The sequence below is a fragment of the uncultured Parabacteroides sp. genome (assembly GCF_947855115.1).
Classification (GTDB): Bacteria; Bacteroidota; Bacteroidia; order Bacteroidales; family Tannerellaceae; genus Parabacteroides.
This window is the reverse complement of the sequence record NZ_CANTZW010000014.1, coordinates 10,104-36,676: the sequence shown is the minus strand read 5'-3', so window position 1 is coordinate 36,676 and position 26,573 is coordinate 10,104. Positions and strand designations below refer to the sequence as shown.

Below are 26,573 nucleotides of genomic sequence, written 5' to 3'. Positions count from 1 at the left end.
TGCCTTTGCCGGAATAGAGATTCTCTACCCCGAAACCGATGATGGGTATTCAGTGAACAACTTCTCTACCCTTATGGATAACAATTAAATCAAAAGTGTAGTCAATAAAGAAAGATAAACACGAGGACAGGTAACAGGTGGCCCTACTACCCTGATATCATAGGAATTAGTAAATAAAGAAACGATCTGTGAGCTCTCGAAAACAGAGGAAAAGAACAAATCGTGTACGACAGGTTGCAAATCCGGAACCTGTATATTCACGGCATTCCAGTCAAAGTCTATACGTTCGATACCACAGCAGTTCATACTATAGCAATCCGTCCCATTCCCCGCAAGGCCCTCACGCCCCTGATCCGGTCTATGTATCTCACAGCATTTAGCTTCCAACAAAGCTTCCACCCCCTCTTCCTCGCAAATGCCGCAACAATAGGACACAAAATTGACCCCCGCTCCCCCATAAAAGATCAAGGATGCAAGGACTACAAGAACCAGAGATGTAGCGAGTCGTCTCATATGCCGCAAAAATAAACAAAAAAACTTGAATTCAAAAACACCCTCGCTTTACTTAACAAACTTAGACTGGTAATAATAGGTATCCGGCGAAGGCTCGCTCTCTATCCGGTAGCGGGTGGAAGCCGTCACGGAAAATGTATATCCGCACTCATCCTCTACATTGATCGGGAGGAAAAGCTCATTGCCATAAATATTGGTAGCTAATATAGATTTAGCCGAGGTCGTATCGATAGAGTCCGTCAATGAATAATAAACCGTATAAGTTAAATCCTGCTTTTCCAACGCCGGTTTCTCCCACGTTAAACGCAACTCATCATCCCGACGTTCTACTTTGATACCTTCCGGAGCGGCGGGAACCGAATCGTTCAACCAAGTCAACGGAGGCAATTGAGCCGGATATTTATAGTAATTATCTCTCAATTCTTTATATAGGCCCTTATCGTTATACAAGACATTTCCGCAACGGAAAAACGCGCAACCGGCGCCTCCGTAATACCGGCTATAATCGATCTGGTCTGTTATATCGTTCACGGTCCAGTCTGCCTCGCTCTTGTCCATACGGTAAGCCCCCAGGCCGGGTACAACCAGGCGCCCATTACTATTTTCCACCCAATTATCCACGAAAGGAAAGAAATTCTTATGCAAGTAATACATCATCGGTACAATCATATCTTGCTTGCCTTGCCTCATCCACTTCTTCGGATCTTGGAAGACACTCTCATAAGCGGTCCATCCCGCATTAGGCACTTGTTCAATACGATTATATTTCCCTAACGGAGAACTGCTCACCTGTACCCAAGGTTTCGTTTGTTTCACCCAATCGTAAATACGGTAAACCATCCGGTTGATATTCTCCCTGCGCCAATCCGCCAAAGACATCTTTTTGCCGGATTTATTATACAGCGCCTTATCCGGGAACGTTTTCGCTTCCTCCGGATAACGAATATAATCAAAATGGATACCATCTATATCATAGCCATTCACGATCTCCTTGACCAAAGATAAGATATAATCAGCGGTCTCCGGTACACCCGGATCTAAAAACCACTCCCCGTTATGTCGTTTGCAAAGCTTCGGCCTCTTTTTTACTACGGAAAGCTTTCCCTGCTCCCTCACGCTTTTCTCCGTTCCAAGCGGAAAAGTCACGAACCACGCATGGCACTCCATTCCTCGTTTATGACATTCGTCAACCACAAAAGCGAGCGGGTCATATCCCGGTAGCTCCCCATATTTGCCGGAAAATGTTTTACTGGCAGGTTCGATTGCCGAACGATAAATCACGTCTCCTCTCAAACGAGCTTGAATGAAGACCATATTAAAATTCGCCTCTTGAAGGCGGTCTAAGATATCAAGTAAAGCCTGTTGCTGAGCTTTTCGCCCGGCTTCGGTAGTAGCCGGTCTATGAGGCCAGTCCAAGCCGTAAACCGTAGTCAACCAAACCGCACGGATTTCCTTTTTGGGAGGTTCTATCCCATGTAATAGGCAAAAAGCGGGTAAAAAAAATGACAGGACAAACAACAGACAATACTTTCTCATCATTTATATGCACCTTATTGAGCCCGCGAATGTAGTATCTTTTGAGCTTCCTCCGGTAAATCAGTCGTGATAAAATCAACACCTAGATCTATCATCTCCTCCATCAACTCAGGATCATCCACGGTCCAGACATTCGAGGTCATGCCCAAGGCCCTACACTCCTTCACCCAATCCGGATGAGATCGCAATACATTATAATGGTAATCCAAACCTGCAAAACCAAGCTCTTTCAATTCCTTCGGAGATAATTCACCATTCAGATAAGAGACCTCTGATCTCGGGCACAAGCGGATAAGCTCTTTACAGGCGTCCATATTAAAAGATATATAATCCGTACGTTTTGCCAAATTCATACGTTTTATCATCTTTACAGACAATCTCGCCGCTTCCCGGTTACGCTCCGGGGTATCGTGAGATTTCAACTCAAATATCAACCGGATATTCTTTAATTTTTTCGCACGTTTCAAATACTGTTTCAAGGTAGGAAGCTTCTCGCCATTACTCAGTTGTAAATCTTTCAACTCTTCGTAAGTACAAGATTGGATATGCTTACCTTGGATATCATTATCGTGGAATACGACCAAAACATTGTCTGCCGTAAGATGCACGTCGAATTCCGAGCCATAAGCACCAACCTCGCTGGCCCGTTCCAAAGAGCGGATAGAGTTTTGCGCAGAGCCTTCTGTTTTCCAATAGCCGCGGTGGGCGATCACTTTCGTGTTATCCTTCGCCGTTACCATTCCAGCCATCATCAGGCAAAGCAGCAAAAGAAGAGTAGATTTTAAATTCATGGTATATAAATGTTAATCCAAATAAAAAACAAGATTTCAATTAGTTGTAGAGACGTAGCGTGCTACGTCTCATCCCCTCAAAATAGTAACCTAGAGATACTATCAGACAGTGGGAGACGTAGCACGCTACGTCTCTACAACTGAGGATTATTTCAGGAGGATTATTTTCCGATCTCCGATAAATAACGTTCGGCCTCGATAGCAGCCTTACAACCACTACCCGCTGCGGTAATAGCCTGGCGATAATGAGGATCGGCGACATCTCCGGCGGCAAACACTCCGGGAACTTTCGTTCGAGGAGTTCCCGGGACCGTCTTGATATAACCGATCTCGTCAGTCTCCAGCCACGGCTTAAAGATATCCGAATTCGGCTTATGGCCGATCGCCAGGAAAAAGCCATCGATAGCGATATCCACTTTTTCCTCGTCCGGCTCTCCCATACGTTTTACCAGATGAGCGCCTTCCACGCCATTCTCGCCAAACAAGCCCAACGTATTATGCTCAAAAAGAACCGTGATATTCGGAGTCTTGAAAACACGATCTTGCATTACCTTTGAGGCCCGTAAATACGGTTTGCGTACGATCAAATAAACTTGCTTCGCCAAACCAGCCAAATAAATGGCTTCCTCGCAAGCCGTATCTCCACCGCCTACCACCGCTACCGTCTTTTTACGGTAGAAGAAACCATCGCAAGTAGCGCAGGCGGACACGCCCATACCCGCATATTTCTGTTCATCCGGAAGCCCTAGGTATTTCGCGGAAGCCCCTGTAGCGATAATCAAGGTTTCCGTCTCGATTACTTTCTCTCCGTCAATCGTAATCTTATAAGGAGCTTCGCCCAAATCGGCCGCAGTAGCGATACCAAAACGGATATCAGCGCCGAAACGAACCGCTTGTTTCTTTAAATCCTCCATCAACTCAGGACCGGTTATACCATCCGGATACCCCGGGAAATTTTCCACCTCCGTGGTCGTAGTCAATTGGCCACCCGGCTGAATTCCCTCATAAAGCACCGGAGATAAATTCGCACGGGAAGCATAAATAGCCGCCGTATAACCAGCCGGGCCTGAACCTATAATAAGGCAACGTACTTTCTCATTCACAGAATCGCTCATAACAAAAAGTATTAATTTTTAATTTTCAATCCTCTATTTTCAATTACCGCAGGTCTATCACCTCCGCATCCGGATACTCCTCTTCCTGAAAAACAAAAAAACTATCCGGTTGGTTTATACCCGTTTTCAATTGGCTGATCCGGATCGTAGTGCTAACTCCATTTTTGGAAGTTACCGTGATACGAGCCGGAAAACCGGAATATTTCTCAATTTGCAGCTCCACTTTCACGATATCCCCTTTTTTCCTCGGAACCAACTCCACATCGTAGGCGGCTTTCCCGTTCGGAGCCGTACTCTCGCCTTTATAAACAGCCGTAAATCCTTTCTTATAACTATTCAATAAAAGAGCGGGATTCGTAAATTGCAGTTCCTCGCCCGTAGGGTTCGTCACGTTTACCTCATCGTTCCGTTCCACATACGTCCATTGCGTCGTACCATCAAACCAAGTCAACGCATCCGGCGTAACCAACGTAAACTTATCTCCTTTCATCTGGATCGTTCCCTCAAAGCTCTCTCCCGCATTCTGACCGGCAGAACGGGTGAACATTGTAAACGAGGCGCTTATTCCATTCGAATTCTCATAAGCGGCAGCCGCCTTCCCCAAGATATCATTCGCATCCTGGGCACGAGCCCCTATTCCGAACCCGAATATCAAACACGAAACCAATCCGATAAACGCGATACACCGCCACACTTTCATTTTATACTCTCTTCTCATGTTTATTTCAAAGCATTTAACACTTGCTCCAACGAATACTCATCTTGCACCAATACTTGGCGGGCTTTACTTCCCTCAAACGGGCCGACAATGCCAGCCGCCTCCAATTGATCCATCAAACGTCCGGCCCGGTTATAACCGATGGCGAATTTTCGCTGAATCAAAGAGGTGGAACCTTGTTGTTGGATCACGATCAACCGAGCCGCCTCATCAAACAAAGGATCTCGATCCGATAAATCCACCGCTCCCGAAGCTGAGGTCTCTCCTCCTTCCGGCACATAATCCGGAAGCAAATAGGCTGTTTGAAAACCGGTTTGCTCACCGATATAATCCACGATATCCTCCACCTCGGGCGTATCCACGAAGGCGCATTGTACGCGAACCGGTTCTTGTCCTGCCACGACAACCAACATATCACCCCGTCCGATCAAGCGGTTAGCGCCCGGGGCATCCAAGATCGTACGAGAATCGATCATAGAAGCTACTTTAAACGCGATACGACTGGGGAAATTACTTTTGATCGTACCGGTAATCACTTTCGTATCCGGCCGTTGTGTCGCCAAGATCATATGGATACCCACGGCACGAGCTTTTGCCGCTATGCGAGAGATAGGCAATTCGATCTCACGTCCGGCCACAGCGATCAAGTCGGCAAACTCATCTACCACCGCCACGATATACGGTAAAAAGCGATGTCCCTTCTGCGGGTTCAACCGGCGTTCGATAAACTTTGCGTTGTATTCCTTTATATTACGCACATTCGCGTTCACGAGTAAACGATATCGGTCTTCCATCTCGATCACCAACGAGTTCAATGTAGCGACAGCGTCGGCCGGTTCCGTAACGATCGGTTTCTCGGCATTCGGAAGCTTCGCCAGATAATGACGCTCGATCTTGGAATAGATACTGAACTCTACCATTTTCGGATCTACCATCACGAATTTCAATTCAGACGGATGCTTCTTATATAATAAAGAGGTTATAATCGCATTCAGGCCAACAGACTTACCTTGTCCCGTCGCACCGGCCACCAATAAATGCGGGGTCTTACAAAGATCGAACATAAACACCTCGTTCGTAATCGTCTTACCCATCGCCACGGGCAACTCATACTTTCCCTCAACGAACCGGCGCGACGCAATGACCGATTGCATGGATACGGTCTGCGGGTTCTTATTCGGAACCTCGATACCGATCGTTCCTTTCCCGGGCATCGGAGCAATGATACGGATCTGTAAAGCGGATAGGCTCAACGCGATATCATCTTCCAAGTTCTTGATCTTAGAAATGCGGACACCAGCCTCGGGTACAATCTCATAAAGTGTAACCGTAGGCCCTACCGTTGCTTTGATCGAAGCGATCCGTATATTGAAATCTTCCAAAGCTTGTTTGATCAAGCGTTGGTTTTCTGCCAGTTCCTCCCGGTTGATCTCCATATTTCCGCTATCATAGGCTTTTAGCAAGTCTAAAGTAGGGAATACATAACGGGATAGATCTAACCGAGGATCATACTTACCTAAAGCCGAAGCATCATAGGTCTCATCATCGCCGGCGGCCACTTCCACCGTAAACGCAGGATCCTCCCCGTTCTCAACGTCCGGGGGATTTATCTCTCCTGGCCTTTCATCATCCATCGGCTCGTCATCTCCTTTCGCGATCGTAACCACCAAATCATCATCGACAACATCCTTCACCTTATATTCCGGTACCGGCTTACGATTTTCATTCCCTTCGGCCTTCGACAATTCGGTATCCGTACCAAATTCCTCGTAATCGTCTGTTTTCGGCCGCTCATCCGGTTGTTCTACGATAGTTTTTACCTGAGAAGCGGCTATATTCTCATTCGGTTGCCTTGTTTCGATTTCATTTTCGGGTTCATTCTCATTTTCGATTTCAGCCTCCTCTTCCTTGCCTTCACGCTTCAAACGATTCTTTACCCAACCCAAAGAGAATACACGCTGCAAAAACGGGATTGTCTTTTTGCTGGTAAAAATAGCGATAATCAAAAATGAACCTAGCAGGAGCAAGATCGTACCGGGGATTCCGATATTGGTAATAAGCATTTCCGATATATAATACCCATGCTGACCGCCTAGGTAAATAAACGTGTCCTCGTATCCCTTAATAAATACGAACGCAAAAAACACAGACCCCCAGATTAACACCGAAGCACTGAACAAAAAACGCCTCAACAGCGATACTTTATTCAAGTTCATGAGTTTCGCTCCCACCGACCCCAAGAAAAACAGGAGCATAAAAGAGGATATTCCGAACCAACGATTCATCAACAGATCAGACAAATACGCGCCTCGTACCCCTGTCCAATTCTCCACGGCCCCCCGATTGATCAACAAGTCGCTTAAAGGCACATTCTCGATCTTACTTTGATCGGCAGCTCCCGTAAAGAAAAACGATATTAAGGAAAGCCCTACGTAAATAGTTAGTATAGAGATGATCAAACCTGTAATGAAACGAGTCCGTTCATTCGTTAAAAATGTCTTCAAAGCCGCGAACCAGCTTAGTCTTGTATGATTTTGTTTCGTTGTTGTTGTCTTCTTTGCCATAAATTGTCTCTCGATTTTCCCTTTTATAACTCGCAAATGTACATAGAAAAATTGAGTCTGACGAACCTTTGAAAAAAAGACGTACGTGTTTTTTGAGAAACACGTACATATTTTTCCAGAAACACGTACGTGTTTTTCCGGTAGCTTTAAATACGATTAAATAGTCCTATGCATCTCGTGTCCTTCTACATAAATCGCACTATAAGGACGCGATGGGCAAAGGTGTTCGCAAGCGCCACAACCAATACAGGTCTCCGTATTGACAACCGGGATTTTCAGCGACTTTGGATCTGCCGGATCTTTCGGAACCATCTGGATAGACTTCGTCGGGCAATGTCGTTCACAGTTACCGCAACTCATGCCATCCGTATTGACGATACAAAGATCTTTGACCCACACGGCATGACCAATCTGAATAGCGGATTTATCTTCTTTCGTAATAGGCTTGATCGCCCCAGTCGGACAAACCTCCGAGCATTTTACACATTCCGGACGACAATATCCCTTATCAAATGCCATCTCCGGTTGCATCAGTTTCATCAGATCCGCAGACGGACGTAACACATGATTCTCACAGACTGACACACAGAGCTGACATCCCGTACAATGACGTGCGAGGTTCGCGATACTTAAAGATCCGGGAGGAACCAGCGGAGCCAAACGATTGGGTTCTTTACGCTCTTTTATCGGGGCAAAGCCGCCGTCTTTCTTCATCTCTACATAATCCTCCAGTTTTTTCTGCTGAGCATGCAAGACGGAAGACATAGCGACCAAAGCGGTAGCCGACAAAGCTCTGCGGCGAGAAACATTCGTGGTATCCTTTACCGGGGATTCCTTTACCGGGGTTACTTTATCCGCTTTACGTGCCATCGTATATGAGATCGCCCCTTTGCGGCAATTATCCAAGCAATCCATACAAGCCACGCAACGACTGTAATCAATCGCATGATTTTTAGAATCAATACAAGAAGCTTTGCATTTACGTGCGCATAACCCACAACCATTGCATTTATCGATATCGATACGAGGCTTTAACAATGAATATCTCGATAAGAAGCCGAGAATCGTACCTACCGGACAGATCGTATTACAATATGTACGTCCATTCCTCCAAGCCAAAACCGCAAGTATAACAAGACTGAAGATAGCGATACCCATCGTGGCTAAGCTACGTACCCATACGTCCACCGAATAAAACGCATAACTATCCATACGCTCCGCAAAATAGGCCAACAAATTATTGCCCTCCAGATAAACCGGCGCAAACAAATTCGAGGCAATACGCCCGTAAGCGCTATAGGGTGAAATTAACGCGACCAAGGAACCGATACCCGCGATAAAAGCCAGAAGAAACACGACCAAAGTTCCATAACGTACCCATCTCAACGCTGGCGAATAGGAAAAGCGGTATTTCTTCCGTTTACCGGCGATCCACGAAACGATATCTTGCAGAACTCCCAAAGGACAGATCACGGAACAATATACACGCCCTAGTAAAAGGGTCAAGATCACCAACCCTACTACAACGCCGACATTCAAAGCCAACAGCGCAGGCCAAAACTGTATCTTTGCCAACCATCCGAACCAAGCGTGAACCGTTCCCGTAAAATCAAGGAATAACAGGGTTATCAGCACAAAGCAAAAGGCAGCGGCGAATATTCTTATCTTTCGTAACATAATTTTCCGTTTGTTTAAAGGTTAACCATTCACTTTCAGTTCTTCCACAAATTTATCAATACGTCGCATCTCTTTGGGAATATCGATACCTTGCGGACAATGAGGATTACATTGCTCACATCCCGTACAATGATCCGCCTGACGAAGTTTAGGTACGCTCCTATCGTAACCGACCAAGAAGGCACGGCGGGCTTTCGCGTAATTCTCATCTTGAGTGCTTTTCGGAACATTCCCCTCATTCACACATTTATTATAATGTAAAAGAATACCCGGAATATCCAACGCATACGGACAAGGCATACAATACTTGCAATCATTGCAAGGTATTGTCGGGTATTTCATCATAAGCTGAGCGGTCTCTTCCAAAAAGTCTTTCTCCTCGTCCGTTACCGGGATAAGCGGGGAATAGGTACGGATATTATCTTGCAAATGCTCCATATAGGTCATACCGCTCAATACCGTCAAGACACCATCCGGAGAACCCGCGAAACGGAATGCCCATGAAGCGACGCTATTCTCAGGCCGTTGCTGTTTCAAACGAGCTACGATATGGTCTGGGACATTCGATAAACGCCCCCCCAATAAAGGCTCCATAATAACCGCCGGGATTCCTCGCTTCTCTAGCTCTCCATATAGATAATCAGCGTTTACGTTACGTCCAGAGGCGTGCTTCCAGTCCAGATAATTTAGCTGTATCTGCACAAAATCCCACTTCAAGCCCATATCCAGCACATGATCAAAAACTTTTACATCTCCGTGAAAAGACCAACCAAGATTACGAATACGTCCCGCTTCCCGTTCTTTCACCAAGAAATCAAGCATTCCGTTATTTATATAACGGTCATTGAAAAGCTCGATGCCATTACCTCCACCAATAGAGTGAAGCAGATAGTAATCCAGATAATCAGTTTGCAAATCACGGAAAGATTGCCGGTACATCGCCAACGAGTTTTCTCTCGTATAATTCTGGAAATTTGACAATTTGGTAGCCAGATAATATGATTTCCTCGGATGGCGTGCCAACGCTATACCGGTCGCTTTCTCGGACATACCTTGCACATAGACAGGAGAGGTATCAAAGTAATTCACGCCATGCTCTATCGCGTAATCCACCAAGCGATTCACGGCTTCCTGGTCAATCTGGTCTTTACCATCCGACCCTTGTTTCAGGGGCCAACGCATACAGCCATATCCTAAAATAGAAACCTTATCTCCATTCGTGGGGTGTTGGCGATAGGTCATCTTATCGGTCGGGACTTCGCCTAACGCCGCAGCCGCCCCCGGCTCATTCTTGGGAGCACAACCATAAAGCGCCGCTGAAGAGGCCACAGCCCCACCCCCAAAAACCTTCAAGAATTTACGACGATTCATTTCTTGACGGTTATCACTCTTTTCACATGAATTCATAACTTGATCGGTTTTTTTTATCCTATTAGTATATCCAATATTAGCCTGACGCTAACATCCTTTCTATTGATTGTACAAAAATAATAAAACAGGTAATAACAGGAGAACAATCACTGACCAAAAAGAATAATAGGGGATTTATCACGAAAAAACGAGTATATGACCATACCGATTAAATTAACTAACATTGCGAAAATCACGATATATTTAACAAGTTTGAGAATAAGAAACGACTAAAACAAAAGGGAGACGCCGCACGTTACGTCTCTATAAATTATACGATAGTCATTTTATTGAGGTATGAGTAAAATTTGGTGAGGTTACTCTGTATTTATCCGATTACTTACGAAAAAACGGATTTTTGTTGTATTTTTGCGAATTGTTATTTAAGAATGACTAGACTAACGGGCACATGGGAAAAGAAGAAAATCCGATATACGAACATAACACGCTAGAATTTGTCACGGTAGCGCTGGAATATTGTACCTTTGTCGAGGCTGCCGGAAATACCGGACTTTTCGACTTCGTAGATAAAGCGATAAAACTCCTGCCTCTTTTATACTTAAAGGCCAGTTTGTTGCCCGAGGTGGAATCTGAGGAGGAGGCTGAACTAGAGCTTTCGGTCACAGAAGACATGTATGAGTCGGTCCGTTCACGGATAGCCGGTTTGCTTGGCGAGCGAGACTCTTATCTGGAAACGTTTCATGCGGATATGCGGTATAGTGATACTCCTATCGTAGCGTTTATCTCAGAGAATCTGGCTGATGTCTATCAAGATACGGGGAATTTCGTGTCTTTATTCCGCCAAGGAAACGAGGAAGTAATGTTAGAGGCCATCGCTTTATGCCGTATGAACTTCCAAGAATACTGGGGACAGCAATTACTGAATGCCTTGAAAGCGTTGCATGCTGTACGTTACAGTGGTGATGAGGCTCTGGAAAAGAATGATGAGGAAGAATGATACAACAATTTACACATACAATAACTAAAGAGGAAATAGCAAAACTTACCGTAGAGGAATTCAAGGGGCGTATCATCACGATCCTTAGTAAAGAGGAAGCAGACAAGGCCGTAGAGTACTTGCTACGCTTTCCTATTGTCGGTTTTGATACGGAAACCCGTCCCTCTTTTAAGAAGGGGCAACGTTACAAAATCTCATTGATGCAAATCTCGACAGAGGATACGTGCTTCTTGTTTCGTTTGAACCATATCGGTATACCGGAATCCCTGGAGAATTTCCTGAAAAGCAGCTCGACCTTGAAAATCGGTTTATCCCTACGAGATGATTTCGGGGCGATACGGAAACGTTCGGACATAGAACCCGCTAATTTCCTTGATTTACAAAATTACGTAGGTCAGTTCGGCATAGAAGACGCAAGTCTTCAAAAGATATATGCGATACTTTTTCAGAAAAAAATATCTAAAGGACAACGCCTTACCAATTGGGAGGCAGATGTATTGACCGACTCTCAGAAGAAATACGCAGCCCTCGACGCTTGGGCTTGCCTAAGAATATATAATTTATTGAATCAAGCATAAATGGAGTATTGTAAAGTTTTTCTCAAGCCTAAGAAAGAAGAATCGCTATTGCGTTTCCATCCATGGGTGTTTTCCGGAGCGATCCAATCTGTTGAAGGCGACCCGGAAGAGGGTGACTTGGTAGAGGTATACGGAGCGAACCAGCATTTTTTGGCGATCGGCCATTATCAAGTAGGCAGTATCGCCGTACGTGTGTTATCTTTTACCCCGATCACCATCGACAACGCTTTTTGGATTGAACGTATCCGTATCGCTTATGAACTCAGAAAGACCTTACGGCTAGCCGGGATAGAAAATAATAATACATTCCGCCTGGTTCACGGCGAGGGTGATAACCTACCGGGATTGGTTATAGATATGTACGCACATACAGCGGTTATGCAAGCGCATTCCGTAGGTATGCATTATGCCCGTCATCAGATCGCAGAGGCTTTGAAAGCGGTATTGGGTGATACTTTGCAAAACATCTACTATAAATCGGAGGCGACTTTGCCTTATAAAGCGAACTTAGGTAGCGAAAATGGTTATTTATTCGGGGGTGAAGTAGAGGATGTCGCTATAGAAAACGGATTAAAATTTTATGTAGACTGGCAGAAAGGCCAAAAAACCGGCTTTTTCGTAGATCAACGGGAAAATCGTTCGTTACTGGAGCATTACGCTAAAGATCGTTCCGTATTGAATATGTTCTGTTATACGGGGGGCTTCTCTTTTTATGCGATGAGAGGAGGTGCCAAGGTAGTTCACTCCGTAGATAGTTCCGCAAAAGCAATTTCCTTGACAAAAAAGAATGTCGAGTTGAACTTCCCGGGAGATCCCCGTCATGAGGCATACGCAGAGGACGCATTCAAATATTTGGAGAAAATGGGGAGTAATTATGATTTAATTATTCTAGATCCTCCCGCATTCGCTAAACACAAGAATGTATTACGCAATGCTTTACAAGGGTATCGCAAATTAAACGCAATCGCTTTTGAAAAGATCAAGCCGGGAGGTATCCTGTTTACTTTCTCTTGTTCCCAGGTGGTTAGCAAAGAGAATTTCCGTCTAGCCGTATTCAGCGCAGCCGCCCAATCCGGTCGTAACGTTCGAATCTTGCATCAGTTGACCCAGCCTGCGGACCATCCGGTCAATATTTACCATCCGGAAGGGGAATATTTGAAAGGGCTAGTACTGTATGTAGAATAAGATAAACTCTTCGGGTGAAAACTGATTCTTTGTTTTCACCCGAAATTTAAAAGCTAATACCCCGGATTCTGTGTCAAGTTCGGATTCAGGGAACGAACTTTATCGGGAATGGGGAAAACGGTGGTATATCCATTTGATTCATCAGGTAACTGAGGACGATCCGTATAAGAACGGGTAAACTGTCCGAAACGTACCAAATCCTGCCGCCTCCAGCCTTCCCAAGCCAATTCAAGCTGACGTTCAGCCAAAATATTTTCTAATGTCGCCTTACGAGGTTGCATTCCCGCCCGGAGACGGACGGCGTTCAATTCTTCATCTCCATTCTCTCCGTTACGAACCTTCGCTTCTGCCCTCATCAGCAATACATCCGCATAACGAAATAACACGATATCATTATCCGATAACTTTCCATCTTTCGTCCCCATCTTATCAATCTCATATTTCCTCATACGGGCACCCGCCGTTTTCTCGGCAGGTAACCTAGACAAATCCAACCGAACCTCCAATGGTAAATATACTAAAGGTGTTCCATCATCTAACCGGATCGTATCACCATTCAGGTCGAACATCGTATCGGCGTAATAATTCTCGTAAAACCGGGTATCGACTGAGTCCGTTCCATACGCAAAAGTACGTAGGGCCTCTATCGTCGCACAAGAACCATTCTCGCCTCCCAAACCGTATGCCTTCGCATGATTATAATGACGGGAACGGAAAAGATACTGCATCTGGTTTGTATACAGGTTCTTATCCATCGGGATCGTAAAAATATTCTCGCCAGACGATTCATTAAATACTGAAAAGTTATCCGCATAGCTAGGAGATAAGCTATAATTCAGATTGGTTATCGAATCACAGTATGCCATAACAGCCTGCCACGCATTCATTTTTCTCTCACCTACCCTAAAATAAATTTCCTGTCCATTCGGACGTACGCCATCCGTCCAGTCATTATCCGTAAACACTTCCGCATTCAAGGCCAACTTCGCCAATAAGAAATAAACCACCGGTCTCGTGATCCGTCCATAATAGTCTCCCGGTAAATTTGCATGTGCCGTACTCAACAGCGGCAGGGCCTCTTGCAATTCCCTCACCACAAAATCAAAAACCTCTTTCCGGTCACTCTGCCGCACCTCTTTCACCGGAATAGAAGAAGAGACGATTAAAGGGACACGCCCAAACATATCGACTAAATAATAATAATACATCGCACGTAAGGACCGGACCTCGGCCTCATATCGATCTAAATCCTTATAATCCGTCTCTTGCCGTAACTCGCTCAAGATCTCCAAAGATTGATTGCTCAATACGATCACTTTATATAGATATTCCCAAGTTGCTTGGATAGCGTCACTATTTGTTCCCCATTTATGCAAGAAAAGGCCTTGCCAAAAACCACCATCATACCAATCGCCGCCACGAGTCGGGAGCATAGCCTCATCGGTCGTGAAGGTATTCAAATCGTAGACTCCCCGGTACGTTCCTTGCAATCCTTGGCTATCGCTATATCCTCCTATATAATTGTATAAGGAAGCAACCGTATTTAAATAGACATTCCGAGGGGTGTCGTACGCATCCTCCGGGTAAAGTTGGTCGCGGGGATCCTCTCCCAAATAACCGCCACAAGACGAAAATATCAGGCTTGCAAATATATAAGATAAAATAGATAGCTTTTTCATACGGATTCTTTTTTAAAAATTAAAACTCAGTCCCATCGTATAGGAACGAACCACCGGATAAGAGCGCTTGTCATCAATACCCAACGTATTATTGACGATAGAACTATTTATCATCGGAGTCAATCCCGAATAACCTGTAATTGTCGCCAAATTATTTACGGAAACCGAAAAACGTACATTTCTTACATATTTCCTTAAATTACCAAGAGGAATATTCCAGCCCAGCATCAAATAGTCAAAGTTAATATAATCCCCTTTCTCCAACCAATAATCCGTAGCCGTCTGATCTTGGATATTGCGGGAAGGGGCTTCCCGCAATACGTTATAATCCGGGAATATATCCATATTCATATAAGTTAACGATGTCCCATTATAAATTTTATGCCCGAAAGCTCCGTTTATCTGTAATGATAAATCGAATTGTTTATACCGGAAACTAATGTTCGAACCTAAAAGCGTCTTCGGCATAGCTTGCCCCGCGATATATCGATCCTCACCATCCTCCAAGCTTATCCCGTTCCCGTTTAAGTCCTCAATCTCATACTTATAACCACCATTTCCATCGGAAACCAACCCCGTACATTTCGGCAGGTAAAAAACACCCAAAGGCTGTCCGACCATTTGATAAACGATATGATTATATCCTCCATGCAGGCCTGCTCCATTTAAATCCGAGATACTGGTATATTCCGGGGCAGACATATATTCTCCCTTATAATAACCACTCAAAGAAAGTAATTTATTCCGTTGAAAAGTCAGGTTTACATTTATATTCAATTCCATATCTCCCGTTCGCAGAGGTGTAACACCAATGCCTAATTCCACGCCACTATTCCGCATCGATCCCAGATTCGCCAACATTTTATTATAGGCGAAAGGAGGAACACTTACATCGTATAAATATAACATATCATCCGTTTTGGAATTATAATAATCTACGGCCAAGATAAAACGATTGTCGAAAAGCCCGGCATCGATACCAGCGTTAAACGTACGTTTCACCTCCCATTTCAAGTCCGGATTCGCATTACGGATCGTACCCAAAGTAACGGTAGGCGCACCATTTACGGAAACAACCCCATTCGGTTTCATCAATTGTAAAGAATTATAAGAATCGATAGCATCTTGATTTCCGGACAGACCATATCCCAGACGAATCTTCAGATTTCTCATCCATGGGAGACTTTCCATAAATTCTTCCTCGGTCAACACCCAAGCAATAGAGGCCGACGGGAAAAATCCCCATTTATTATTCACCCCTACCTTCGAGGAAGCATCCGCACGCGCATTCACGGTAGCGATATACTTTTCATCATAAATATAGTTCACACGTCCGAGGAAAGAAGCCAAGTGAGGCGCCTCATGATAAGACCCTGTCCCCTCCCATAAACGTACCGCACCGGCCTGCAAGTTATCATAACCAAAACGATCGGTACTGAAATTCGTCACGGTCGTATAAAAACCTCTCGTTATCATTTTCTGGGCCTCTGCCAATCCCAATAAATTCAGTTGATGCAAACCAAAATCTTTCTTATACGACAACATGAGATTTCCCAACAAAGCTTCTGTTTTCCGTTCTCCCCGATACGCTTGCCCATGTGCCCAAACCGAGGTCGGGAGATATTGGGCGTTATCTATTATATTATAGGTATAAGAACCAAAAGCCGTAAACATCAAGTACTTACTCAAGTTAAAGACCAGTTTTAAATGCGTATTGATATGGGCATTCGAATCATCATCTTTCACTTCCAACCATGCCAAGGGATTCGTAATCTGGCTTGCGTTGGTTATTTGATCCCAACTGCCAGTCTCTGTATTTTTATGATCCGGAAATGTCGGGTTAAACGTCGCGGCAGAATAAAACATCTTCTGTATATCATTCAAATAAGCATTTTTCAACAAAGAACCGAATATACCTAAATCAAAAACCAGAAGATCATTAAACGCATGTTGAGTAATATTCAACTTAGTCGTAAAATTACGTGAACTCGTATTCCGGATAACACCTTCCCTCTCCACGAATCCCAGAGAAGCACGATAACGGGAAGTCTCCGTTCCACCACCAAAAGCGATATGATGGTTCTGTACCAATCCCAGCCGGGTGATCTCATCTTGGAAGTCCGTATTATTCCCTAAATCCAAAATACCGATATTCCGCTCTTCTGCCAGCTTCCGGAAAGCATTTGCCGATAACATTTCCAAACTTTTATAGGCTGCCTCCACACCGAAACTGCCATCATAGCTGATACTAAAAGCTCCCTGTTGTCCTTTTTTTGTCGTCACTTCAATAACGCCGGAGGCGCCACGGGAACCATATTGAGCAGTCTCCGAGGCATCTTTCAAGATCGTGAAGTTCTCGATATCCGCTGGATAGATCGAACTAAGTAAATCGAGATCAGCGAAAACCCCGTCAATAATCACCAAAGGGTCATTACCCCCTGTCAAGGAAGTCGTACCCCGGACCCGGACAGCAGCTAAAGCGGCAGCGCTATTTCCTCCTACCGGAATGCTCACGCCAGATACCCGTCCGCGGAGAGCGTCCAAAGGCGTAGAGACCAATCCCTCATTCATACCTCTTTCATTCACCCGGTTAACGGAACCAGATAAAGTATTGCGATTACCCGTAGCGTATCCGACAGTAATCAACTCGTCTACCAAACCGGAGTCCGGTAAGAGAATCTTGATCGTATCCGGCAAAAGCGGTAACTCTTGGCCATAGCTGTAAGGAAGAGACAAAAGTCCGCAGAGAAACAATAACAAGACCTCTCGGATATATTTAAGCACTTTCATAAGTATATTGGATTTAAGATTAATCACCCTTATAAATAAAACTTCTCTCGGTTAAGTTTTGTTCGCTTCTAAGATACAACATTTCCTTAAGATCTTAAAAATAAAAGCGTACAAGTGGTCTAAAAAGCTCGATAAGACTTTAGCGATATTTAATAATGTCCGGCAAAAATATATACGGAAATATTTCTTTATTCCGTAATAGATTGTACCTTTGTCATCGTTAAAAAATAGCGTATTATTAAGTAATAACATACTAAAACTTATTTATTATGTCAAAAGTAACAGTTGTTGGTGCCGGTAATGTAGGTGCTACTTGCGCAAATGTTCTTGCCTTCAATGAAGTGGCAGACGAAGTTGTAATGCTAGACGTTAAGGAAGGCGTATCCGAAGGTAAAGCGATGGATATGATGCAGACCGCTCAATTGCTTGGTTTCGATACTAAGGTTGTAGGTTGCACAAACGATTATGAGAAGACTGCTAACTCTGACGTTGTAGTTATCACTTCTGGTATTCCTCGTAAACCGGGTATGACTCGCGAAGAACTGATCGGTGTTAACGCTGGTATCGTTAAGAGCGTAGCTCAAAACATCTTGAAATACTCTCCGAACGCAATCTTGGTAGTTATCTCTAACCCGATGGATACGATGACTTATTTGTCATTGAAAGCTTTAGGCTTGCCGAAAAACCGTATCATCGGTATGGGTGGCGCTTTAGATAGCTCTCGTTTCAAATATTTCTTGTCTCAGGCTCTAGGTTGCAACGCTAACGAGGTTGAGGGTATGGTAATCGGTGGTCATGGTGACACGACAATGATTCCGTTGGCTCGCTTGGCTACTTACAAAGGTATCCCTGTTAGCGAATTGTTAAGCGCAGAGAAATTGCAAGAAGTCGTTGCTTCCACAATGGTTGGTGGCGCTACATTGACGAAATTGTTAGGAACTTCTGCTTGGTACGCACCGGGTGCTGCCGGAGCTTATGTGGTTGAGTCTATCATCCACAACCAAGGTAAGATGATTCCTTGCTCTGTTTATTTGGAAGGTGAGTACGGCGAATCTGATCTTTGCATCGGCGTACCTGTTATCCTTGGCAAGAACGGTATCGAGAAGATCGTTGAGCTGGAATTGAACGCAGAGGAGAAAGAATTGTTCGCTAAGAGCGCTGCCGCAGTTCACAAGACTAACGAGGCTTTGAAAGAAGTTGGCGCACTTTAATTTGAAATTCTATCAAAATGATAAAAGAGGCTGATCCATCGCGGAGCGGCCTCTTCTTTTTATATGACTCACTGATTAACGTGAACCGTACCGTGACTTTATCGCCCTTTCAATACAACGGGAGTGGATTTGTAGCCAATCCCCATCCTATCGATTCCCATATCAATTAATTCGAAAAAATGCTCTTGGGTACGAATCGCCCCGGAACCCTTAATTTTCACTCTTCCCTTCGCGGTATCCATCATAGCTTTGATAACCTCTATTGTAGCCCCCTCACACTTTCCTCCGGTGAAAAAGCCTGTAGATGTTTTTACGAAATCGGCCCCGGCAGCAATCGCGACTTCTGTCGCTTTCTTCACCTCATCGATGGTCAAGGCATCCGTCTCAAAGATTACTTTTACTTCTGTACCATATTTATGGCAGACATCACATACCGCCTTGATATCTTCTTCTACTTCTTTCCACATGCCACTTCGAATCCAACCATAATTCGCCACAATGTCCAACTCGAAAATATCTTTATCCTTACAATATTCTTCGGCTTGCATGACTTTGGATCTTGTTGTTGATAACCCAAAAGGAAAATCACAAACAACACAGATTTTCGTATCGGTACCCTTGCAAAGTTCTCTGGCTATTGGAAGCGAGGAGGGATTTATACAGACGGTCTTACACCCGAAATCAATACCTTCTTGAATATATTTCCGGATCTCGTCTTGCGTAAACTCAGGTTTCAACACGGATTGATCAATGTAAGCAGCCAATTCCTTGACCGACATTTCACTTGCTTTCTTTAATGGTTTCATACGAATTTGATTTATTCTTTAATTATTACAATAATACATTCTCGTTTCCCATACTTTAAAAGTACAAGAATCCCTATAAACATGTACGTACAAGTAAAAAAAGAAAAAATAATTCCTAGGTGCCACAAAGATACATACAACAACTTGTACGTACAAGCCGTACAAAAACAACCTTCATTTCTATAACATTAATTAAGGAAAACCAGTAAAGGCAAGTTACCTTCTACTTTAGGAAATAACTGTTACCAATCGGATATCTATCTGTATTACAGCATAATTGGCTATAGATATAATAATTAGGGATGTTTGTAAGATATTTGACCGTTATCTGCAATATAGGAGATCCATTTTCCACTTGTAACAATGGAGCGATTGTCTTGTTTGCCGGAAGTGAACGTAGTTCCTGTTCTGATCCTATGATCTCAATAAGATAGCGTTGGCTCAATGTCTTGAAGAAAGAACCTTGTACAAAATCTTTTTTAATGAATTCCGGAACTTTTGCAACTCCGAGCCAGTTATCCTCTACCATCACCGGAAAACTATCAACATATCTTAAACGGGAGAAATGCACGTATTGGCCCTTTTTTTCTTGATCAGTCGGTTGAAAAGATAAACTTTTATCCCAAGAGCCAATATGAGGCATTTGTAAAAATTCAGTTTTGATGTTCAAACTAACCGCTTCCGAAAAGCCTTTGACAGTCAATAATCCCAACGAGCGACGCCGTTCACAGACCTGACTACCTTTACCATGTAAACGAATAATATAGCCTTCCTTCTGCAATTCTTCCAAAGCTTTTCGAGCTGTCGTACGCGTAATCTGGTATGTAGCGCATAGCTCGTTCTCGGAAGGAAGATAATCCCCCACCTCGTATTCATCGTGTTGGATCTGCTTCTTCAATATTTCCTGTATCTGTCTATAACGGGGAATCTCCATTGACTTATGTTAAAAGATCAAGGTAATATATCTATGACATTATTTTAATTTCCCGGACTTATCCAAGACTTTCAAGAAGTTATTCCAAGCCTTTTCTATCTTTTGCATGTTTTCATCTCTTTCTTCTTGATTCCTTACCTCATTTTGTAGAACATCAACAACAGGATATCCATCATACAGATAATACCTTTGATTATCGCCCAATAGAACAGGAGCATTATAAATAACAGAACTTATCGAAGGAATACTACCTACCATGAAATGACTGTTTCCCGCTATCCGGAATTCAACGATCTCATTTCCTTGCACATCTTGCTTGATAGAAACATTCTCTTCAAAAATAATTTCCTTCGTAACCGAATCAAAAGATTTGATATCATCCGGAACCTTGATTACTTGTACAGTAGTAGCTGTATCAAAATTTTCCTCCTCATTATCGCAAGCGCAATAACTGATGAGAAAGACTGACATAACAAGATATAATAAAAATGACTTTTTCATATTTAACTTCCCTTATTTAAATATTATTGTGCGCTATCTTATAGTAAGATACCTAAAAAGAAATAAACGCTGCATATATATCATTATTTAACAAAAAAACGTGATATCCAAACAAGAGAGCCAAGAAAACTACAGTCTCCCCGGCTCTCTCATAAAAATTAAATCTATAGAATTTTATCTGATAATACCCAATTTCGAACCATTTACGAAATCAATGATATGTTGGATCTCCTCACTCATCGGAACTTGGTCTTTTATCATCAATAACGCATCAAATATACTCGTATTACCCTGATAAATAATACGGTAAGCATGACTCATATGTTTAATCACCTTTTCGGAGAATCCTTCATGCTCCAATATCTTAGCGTTAATCCCATAATAAGCTACCGGTTCCTTTGCCGCTATGATATAGGGAGGAATATCCTGACGGAAACGGCATCCTGTCTGAACAATAGACCAGCAACCTACCCGGCAAGCTTGACTTGCCAAAATGTTGCCACCGAATATCACATAATCCTCCAGCAAGCAATTTCCGGATAACTTACTGCCATAACCAATCACACAATGGTTGCTAACCTTCGTGTCGTGCGAGATATGGACACCTTCATGGATAAAATTCCCGTTTCCGATCTCGGTTTGACCATCGGAAGTGGCGCGATTTATCACGACATTCTCCCGAATGACATTTTGGTTACCGATAACCAACAAGGTATCCCCTCCCTTATACTTGAAATCCTGAGGTTCAGCCCCCAACACCGCATGTTGAAAAACCCGGTTCTTACATCCCATCCGCGTACCACTTAGTATACTCGCATAGGGCATGATCTCACAATCATCACCGATCTCAACATTCTTATCAATATAAGCGAATGGATGAACTACAACATTCTTTCCTAATTTCGCTCCTGCATCGACATAAGCTAATGGACTAATCATAAACGTATCTATTAAAAGGTTATTCTCTTCCTCCCCCTAACGCACTATACAAGTTGATAACCGCTTGTAGGCATTGGACGTTGTCTGATACTTCTGTTAATTGAGCAGTTAAAAGACCTTGTTGAGCGGTCAATATCTCCAAATAAGTCGCATCTCCGCTCTGGAAAAGGTCTTGCGTGTAAGCTACCGCATTTTTCAATTGCTCGATTTGCAAACGATCTTGAACAAGTTTCTTACCCGTCGCATCATACAAATGAAGCGCATCGCTTACTTCTTGTCCTGCCTCAAGGATAGTCTGCTGGTAATTCATCTTAGCGATCTTCTCCTCTGCCTTAGAAACCTTCAAGTTCGCTACCAACTTTCCATTATTAAAAATAGGTTGCGCCAAAGAAGCTAACGCCTGAAACATAAATTGCCCCGGATTTGAAACCGTTACCCCGGAACCATTCGTCCAACCAGCCGTCGCAGTGATATTCAACCCTGGATAAAAAGCGGCACGAGCCTGGTTCGTAGAATAATAAGCACTCGCCAAAGTCATCTCGGCAATTTTCACATCCGGGCGATTAGCCAACAACTGCAACGGGATTCCCACCGAGAGGCTCTCCGGCATTACCTGTTCCTCCAATGTTCCGCGCTCTATATGCTGAGGGGCCTTAGCCAACAATACGGATAGAGAATTCTCTGTCTCCCGCACCTGACGTTTCAAATTTATCAAAGAAGCCTGTGCTTGATGATAAGCCGCACGATACTGAGCGACAGCAGCCTCCGTACCCATTCCCGCAATCTTCATGGCTTCCATCACCCGCACGTTCTCTTTATAAATATCGACATTATCGGAAGTAATCTGTACTTGCCGGTCTAGCATTAACAAGGTGTAATAAATATTAGCGATACCGCAGATAATCTGTGAACGTACAGCTTGCTGAGAATATTGACTTTGTAAATAGGCTGTCTTTTGACTCCGGCTGGCATTCAGAAGCTTTCCGAATAAATCGACCTCCCAGCTAGCCGCTGCCGGTAAAGTATAAGACTTTACGTAACCTGTATTCTCCATCTTCGTGATAGTACCTTGCGGAGCCAAATTGATAGATGGCAAAAAAGATAAACGAGCCGATGTCAATAACACTTTCGCTTCTTCTACACGCAAGATAGCGGCTTGTAAATCCACATTATTAGCCAAGCCTTCCTCTATCAGCGATTGTAGCCGCGGATCTTTAAAAATCTCCCGCCACGGCAGATTTCCCATATTAGTCGTATCCGCGACAGCCAATGTATCCGATACAGATATAGGATCACGGAATACACCATCGGCGTTTATATCCTCCGGACGATCATACGCTTTGTAAATGTGGCAACTGCTCAAAAAAGCAGTCGCGCACATTATATATATTATATTCTTTTTCATCCTCATTTCTCTTTAATTTGAGTTTGTGCATATTGTTCTATTTCCGTATTCATATCGCTATTATCCAAATCATCCCATTCCAGAGGTTTAACCTTCTCTTGCAAATACTGGAAGACTACGAACAATACCGGAACAATAAATATCTGGAAAATCATACCGATTAACATACCACCAATAGCGGAAGCGCCCAACGTACGGTTACCATGCGCACCCGCACCCGTCGCGATCAGCAATGGAATCAAACCGATAATCATAGCCAAAGACGTCATCAAGATAGGACGCAAACGAGCGGCAGCACCTAATACGGCAGCCCACGTGATACTCATACCCATACGCCGGCGATCCAGGGCGAACTCTACAATCAAGATAGCATTCTTCGCCAACAGACCCATCAACATAATCAAAGCGATCTGCATATAGATATCATTAGACATCGTACCCAAGATCATCTTCAATGCCTGAATACTTCCAAGAGCTCCCATTCCTTTAACGAACAAGAAACTACCCATCAAACCAAATGGAACAGAAAGCAATACCGCCAAGGGCAATATATAACTTTCATATTGGGCACTAAGTAACAAATAAACAAACACGAAACACAGCAAAAAGATAATAGCCGTTGTTCCACCGCTGGTCTCAGCCTCCTCACGTGCCATACCACCTAACTCATAAGCGTAACCTGTAGGCAAGTTTTGCTGGGCAACCTCCGCGATAGCCTGCAATGCCTGGCCTGAAGTATAACCTGAAGCCGGAGCAACCATCACCTTGATAGAGGTATACAAATTGAAACGGCTGATAACATCCGGGCCATATACTTTCTTCATAGACACGAACTGAGTGATCGGAGCCATTTCTCCGTTACTACCGCGAACCTTAATACTATTCAAAGACTCCAAGTTCTTGGTCGCTTCCGGTTCTGCCTGGATCATCACACGATACATCTTTCCGTAACTATTGAAGTTGGAAGAATAAAGACCGCCATAGTATCCTTGCATAGTCGTCAAGATATCACTTGGGCTAATACCCGCTTTTTTACAAGCGGCGGCATCAATATCCAACATATACTGCGGGAAACTCGGGTTAAACGTAGAACGAGCGGAGTTAATCTCCGGACGTTTCTCCAATTCTGCCATGTAATTCTGGACTACCTCGAAGAACTTGTTCAAATCACCACCTGTCTTATCCTGCATGTTCAACTCGATATCACTAGACGCGGAATAACCCGGGATCATAGGAGGAGCAAAAAACAATACCTGGGCATCCTTGATAACCTTCTGAGCACGCATAAACAAAGAGGCATAGATAATGTCTGAATTTTGCATCAAGGAACGCTCTTCCCAATCTTTCAGCTTAATAATGACGGAACCGTAAGAAGGGCCTTGTCCTCCGATAAATCCGAAACCGGAGATCACCGTACGAGAAGCTACCGCAGGTTCGGCAGCGATCAGGCTGTCCACCTTATTTAACACTTCCAAAGCTCGTTCCTGAGAAGTTCCAGGAGGCAATGTCACCGCTCCCATGATAGTACCCGTATCCTCATTCGGCACCATACCTGTCGGCGTCGTATTCATCAAGAATACCAACAAAACGATTGAGGCTACCACGATTCCAAAAGATAAAACTTTCTTCTGGATAAAAAAGACAACACGTTTCTTATAACTATTCAAAAGATTGTCGTAAGCCACGTTGAACGCCGTATGGAAACGATTGATAAACGAGGATTTTTTCCCGTGTCCTTCTTCCTCCGAATGAGGTTTCAAGAAAATCGCACACAATGCCGGAGACAACGTCAAGGCGTTCAACGCCGAGAAACCGATGGCAATAGCCATTGTCAAACCGAACTGGCGGTAGAATGTACCCGCGGTTCCACCCATGAAACTCACGGGGACGAACACGGACATCATGACTAAAGTGATAGACACGATAGCGCCACCTAATTCACTCATAGCGTCGATGGATGCCTGCTTAACCGATTTATATCCTTGATCCAGCTTCGCATGGACACCCTCGACGACGACTATGGCATCATCGACCACAATCGCAATAGCCAGCACCATGGCAGACAAGGTCAACAAGTTCAAGCTAAAACCGATCAGCTTTAAGACAAAGAACGTACCGATCAACGCAACCGGAATCGCAATCGCCGGAATCAACGTAGAACGCATATCTTGCAGGAAGATATAAACAACAATAAACACCAAGATAAAGGCCTCGATCAAAGTCTTGATTACCTCATGGATAGAAGCGAACAAGAAATCGTTGGCACTCTGCGCGATATTGATACCCAAACCTTCCGGCAATGACTTTTCCGCATTCGCCAAAACCTCTTCCAAGTCCGAGATTGTCTGGGTAGCATTTGTTCCCGCCATCTGGTAAACGATACAAGATACAGCCTTATGGCCATTTACCGTATTGTTGAATGTATAGGCCAAACGTCCTAATTCCAAATCCGCGATATCACCTAAGCGTAAAACCTCGCCATCTGGCAATGCCTTGATAACGATATCCTCAAATTCACCGGTCTTTTGCAAACGTCCTTTATAACGAATCGTATATTGGAACGTCTGTTTTCCACGCTCGCCAAATTGTCCCGGAGCCGCCTCGATGTTTTGTTCCGCCAATGCCGACGCTACATCATTCGGTACGAGTTTATATTGCGCCATGATATCCGGTTTTAACCAGATACGCATAGAGTAATCCTGACCCAACACATTCGCGTCACCCACACCGCTTACACGCTTGATTTCCGGAATCAAGTTAATATTGGCATAATTCTCAATAAACTCAATGTTGTACTTATCTTCCTTATCATACAAGGAGAATACCATCAACATAGAAGTCTGGCGTTTCTGTGTGGTCACACCGACCTTGGTAACTTCCGCAGGCAACAAACCTTGTGCCATAGAGACACGGTTCTGTACGTTGACCGCCGCCATATCCGGATCCGTTCCCTGATTAAAGTAAACATTAATATCGGCGGAACCCGTATTTGAAGCCGTAGAAGAAATATACATCATATTCTCTACACCGTTGATCTGGTCTTCCAGCGGAGCGATCACAGAGTTCAACACGGCGGTAGCATTCGCTCCCGTATATGTGGCTCTTACCGATACGGTAGGAGGCGCAATATCCGGATATTGGGTAATCGGCAACGTTGTCAAACCAATCACACCCAAGATGACTATCAAAATAGAAATTACAGTTGATAGCACCGGACGGTTAATAAATCTATCTAGTTTCATTCTATATCCTAATTATTAATT

General features: G+C 43.9%; 20 protein-coding genes. 4 read left to right on the top strand and 16 right to left on the bottom strand.

Features of this window, described 5'->3' with window-relative positions:
* Positions 1-84: 84 nt before the first annotated feature.
* The 8 genes from Q0110_RS10145 to Q0110_RS10110 form a co-directional block, all read right to left on the bottom strand.
* Positions 85-513 carry a hypothetical protein gene (locus Q0110_RS10145; protein ID WP_297906035.1) on the bottom strand — a complete coding sequence of 143 codons (429 nt, stop codon included), beginning with the start codon at positions 511-513 and terminating at the stop codon, positions 85-87.
* Positions 514-561: 48 nt separating this feature from the next.
* Positions 562-2,049 (bottom strand): family 10 glycosylhydrolase, encoded by a 1,488-nt coding sequence (locus tag Q0110_RS10140; protein WP_297906086.1) that lies wholly within the window; start codon positions 2,047-2,049, stop codon positions 562-564.
* A gap of 14 nt (positions 2,050-2,063) precedes the next feature.
* A complete protein-coding gene (locus Q0110_RS10135; RefSeq protein WP_297906034.1) occupies positions 2,064-2,840 on the bottom strand; it encodes a glycerophosphodiester phosphodiesterase family protein in 777 nt (258 codons plus the stop codon).
* Positions 2,841-3,001: 161 nt separating this feature from the next.
* Complete coding sequence (trxB, locus tag Q0110_RS10130) at positions 3,002-3,955, bottom strand: thioredoxin-disulfide reductase (protein ID WP_297906033.1); 954 nt, start codon at positions 3,953-3,955, stop codon at positions 3,002-3,004.
* Positions 3,956-3,998: 43 nt separating this feature from the next.
* Positions 3,999-4,673: a LolA-like putative outer membrane lipoprotein chaperone gene (locus Q0110_RS10125; RefSeq protein ID WP_297906032.1), complete on the bottom strand. Its 675-nt coding sequence runs from the start codon at positions 4,671-4,673 to the stop codon at positions 3,999-4,001.
* Between the two features lie 2 nt (positions 4,674-4,675).
* Complete coding sequence (locus Q0110_RS10120; RefSeq protein WP_297906031.1) at positions 4,676-7,237, bottom strand: DNA translocase FtsK; 2,562 nt, start codon at positions 7,235-7,237, stop codon at positions 4,676-4,678.
* A gap of 156 nt (positions 7,238-7,393) precedes the next feature.
* The gene (locus tag Q0110_RS10115; RefSeq protein WP_297906030.1) at positions 7,394-8,914 is read right to left on the bottom strand and encodes a 4Fe-4S binding protein; all 1,521 of its coding nucleotides are present in this window, start codon (positions 8,912-8,914) and stop codon (positions 7,394-7,396) included.
* 21 nt (positions 8,915-8,935) lie between these two features.
* Entirely contained in the window at positions 8,936-10,321 is a 1,386-nt protein-coding gene (locus tag Q0110_RS10110) for an aldo/keto reductase (RefSeq protein WP_297906029.1), read from the bottom strand.
* Positions 10,322-10,733: 412 nt separating this feature from the next.
* Here Q0110_RS10110 and Q0110_RS10105 point away from each other — a divergent pair, with 412 nt between their 5' ends.
* The 3 genes from Q0110_RS10105 to Q0110_RS10095 are packed head-to-tail and all read left to right on the top strand — an operon-like array spanning position 10,734 to position 13,045.
* Entirely contained in the window at positions 10,734-11,282 is a 549-nt protein-coding gene (locus Q0110_RS10105) for a DUF5063 domain-containing protein (protein WP_297906028.1), read from the top strand.
* Positions 11,279-11,860 (top strand): 3'-5' exonuclease, encoded by a 582-nt coding sequence (locus Q0110_RS10100; protein WP_297906027.1) that lies wholly within the window; start codon positions 11,279-11,281, stop codon positions 11,858-11,860. Before Q0110_RS10105 ends, Q0110_RS10100 begins: the two co-directional genes overlap by 4 nt.
* Positions 11,861-13,045: a class I SAM-dependent rRNA methyltransferase gene (locus Q0110_RS10095; RefSeq protein WP_297906026.1), complete on the top strand. Its 1,185-nt coding sequence runs from the start codon at positions 11,861-11,863 to the stop codon at positions 13,043-13,045. It abuts the gene before it with no gap.
* Between the two features lie 53 nt (positions 13,046-13,098).
* Here Q0110_RS10095 and Q0110_RS10090 read toward each other — a convergent pair whose 3' ends face one another.
* Positions 13,099-14,724: a RagB/SusD family nutrient uptake outer membrane protein gene (locus tag Q0110_RS10090; RefSeq protein ID WP_297906025.1), complete on the bottom strand. Its 1,626-nt coding sequence runs from the start codon at positions 14,722-14,724 to the stop codon at positions 13,099-13,101.
* Positions 14,725-14,736: 12 nt separating this feature from the next.
* Positions 14,737-17,514: a SusC/RagA family TonB-linked outer membrane protein gene (locus Q0110_RS10085; RefSeq protein ID WP_297906024.1), complete on the bottom strand. Its 2,778-nt coding sequence runs from the start codon at positions 17,512-17,514 to the stop codon at positions 14,737-14,739.
* Positions 17,515-17,783: 269 nt separating this feature from the next.
* Between Q0110_RS10085 and mdh the strand changes: the two genes are divergently transcribed.
* Positions 17,784-18,725 (top strand): malate dehydrogenase, encoded by a 942-nt coding sequence (mdh, locus tag Q0110_RS10080; protein ID WP_297906023.1) that lies wholly within the window; start codon positions 17,784-17,786, stop codon positions 18,723-18,725.
* Between the two features lie 98 nt (positions 18,726-18,823).
* Here mdh and deoC read toward each other — a convergent pair whose 3' ends face one another.
* The 6 genes from deoC to Q0110_RS10050 form a co-directional block, all read right to left on the bottom strand.
* The gene (gene deoC / locus Q0110_RS10075; RefSeq protein WP_297906022.1) at positions 18,824-19,531 is read right to left on the bottom strand and encodes a deoxyribose-phosphate aldolase; all 708 of its coding nucleotides are present in this window, start codon (positions 19,529-19,531) and stop codon (positions 18,824-18,826) included.
* A 223-nt stretch (positions 19,532-19,754) separates the two neighbouring features.
* Positions 19,755-20,465, bottom strand: a complete 711-nt coding sequence (locus Q0110_RS10070; RefSeq protein WP_297906021.1) for a GntR family transcriptional regulator — start codon at positions 20,463-20,465, stop codon at positions 19,755-19,757.
* Between the two features lie 39 nt (positions 20,466-20,504).
* Entirely contained in the window at positions 20,505-20,936 is a 432-nt protein-coding gene (locus Q0110_RS10065; protein WP_297906020.1) for a hypothetical protein, read from the bottom strand.
* 204 nt (positions 20,937-21,140) lie between these two features.
* The gene (gene lpxA, locus Q0110_RS10060; RefSeq protein ID WP_297906019.1) at positions 21,141-21,905 is read right to left on the bottom strand and encodes an acyl-ACP--UDP-N-acetylglucosamine O-acyltransferase; all 765 of its coding nucleotides are present in this window, start codon (positions 21,903-21,905) and stop codon (positions 21,141-21,143) included.
* A 19-nt stretch (positions 21,906-21,924) separates the two neighbouring features.
* Positions 21,925-23,316 carry a TolC family protein gene (locus Q0110_RS10055; protein WP_297906018.1) on the bottom strand — a complete coding sequence of 464 codons (1,392 nt, stop codon included), beginning with the start codon at positions 23,314-23,316 and terminating at the stop codon, positions 21,925-21,927.
* On the bottom strand, positions 23,313-26,552 hold the full coding sequence (locus Q0110_RS10050; protein WP_297906017.1) for an efflux RND transporter permease subunit: 3,240 nt from the start codon (positions 26,550-26,552) through the stop codon (positions 23,313-23,315). The genes Q0110_RS10055 and Q0110_RS10050 overlap by 4 nt, the downstream gene beginning before the upstream one ends.
* Between the last annotated feature and the right edge of the window lie 21 nt (positions 26,553-26,573).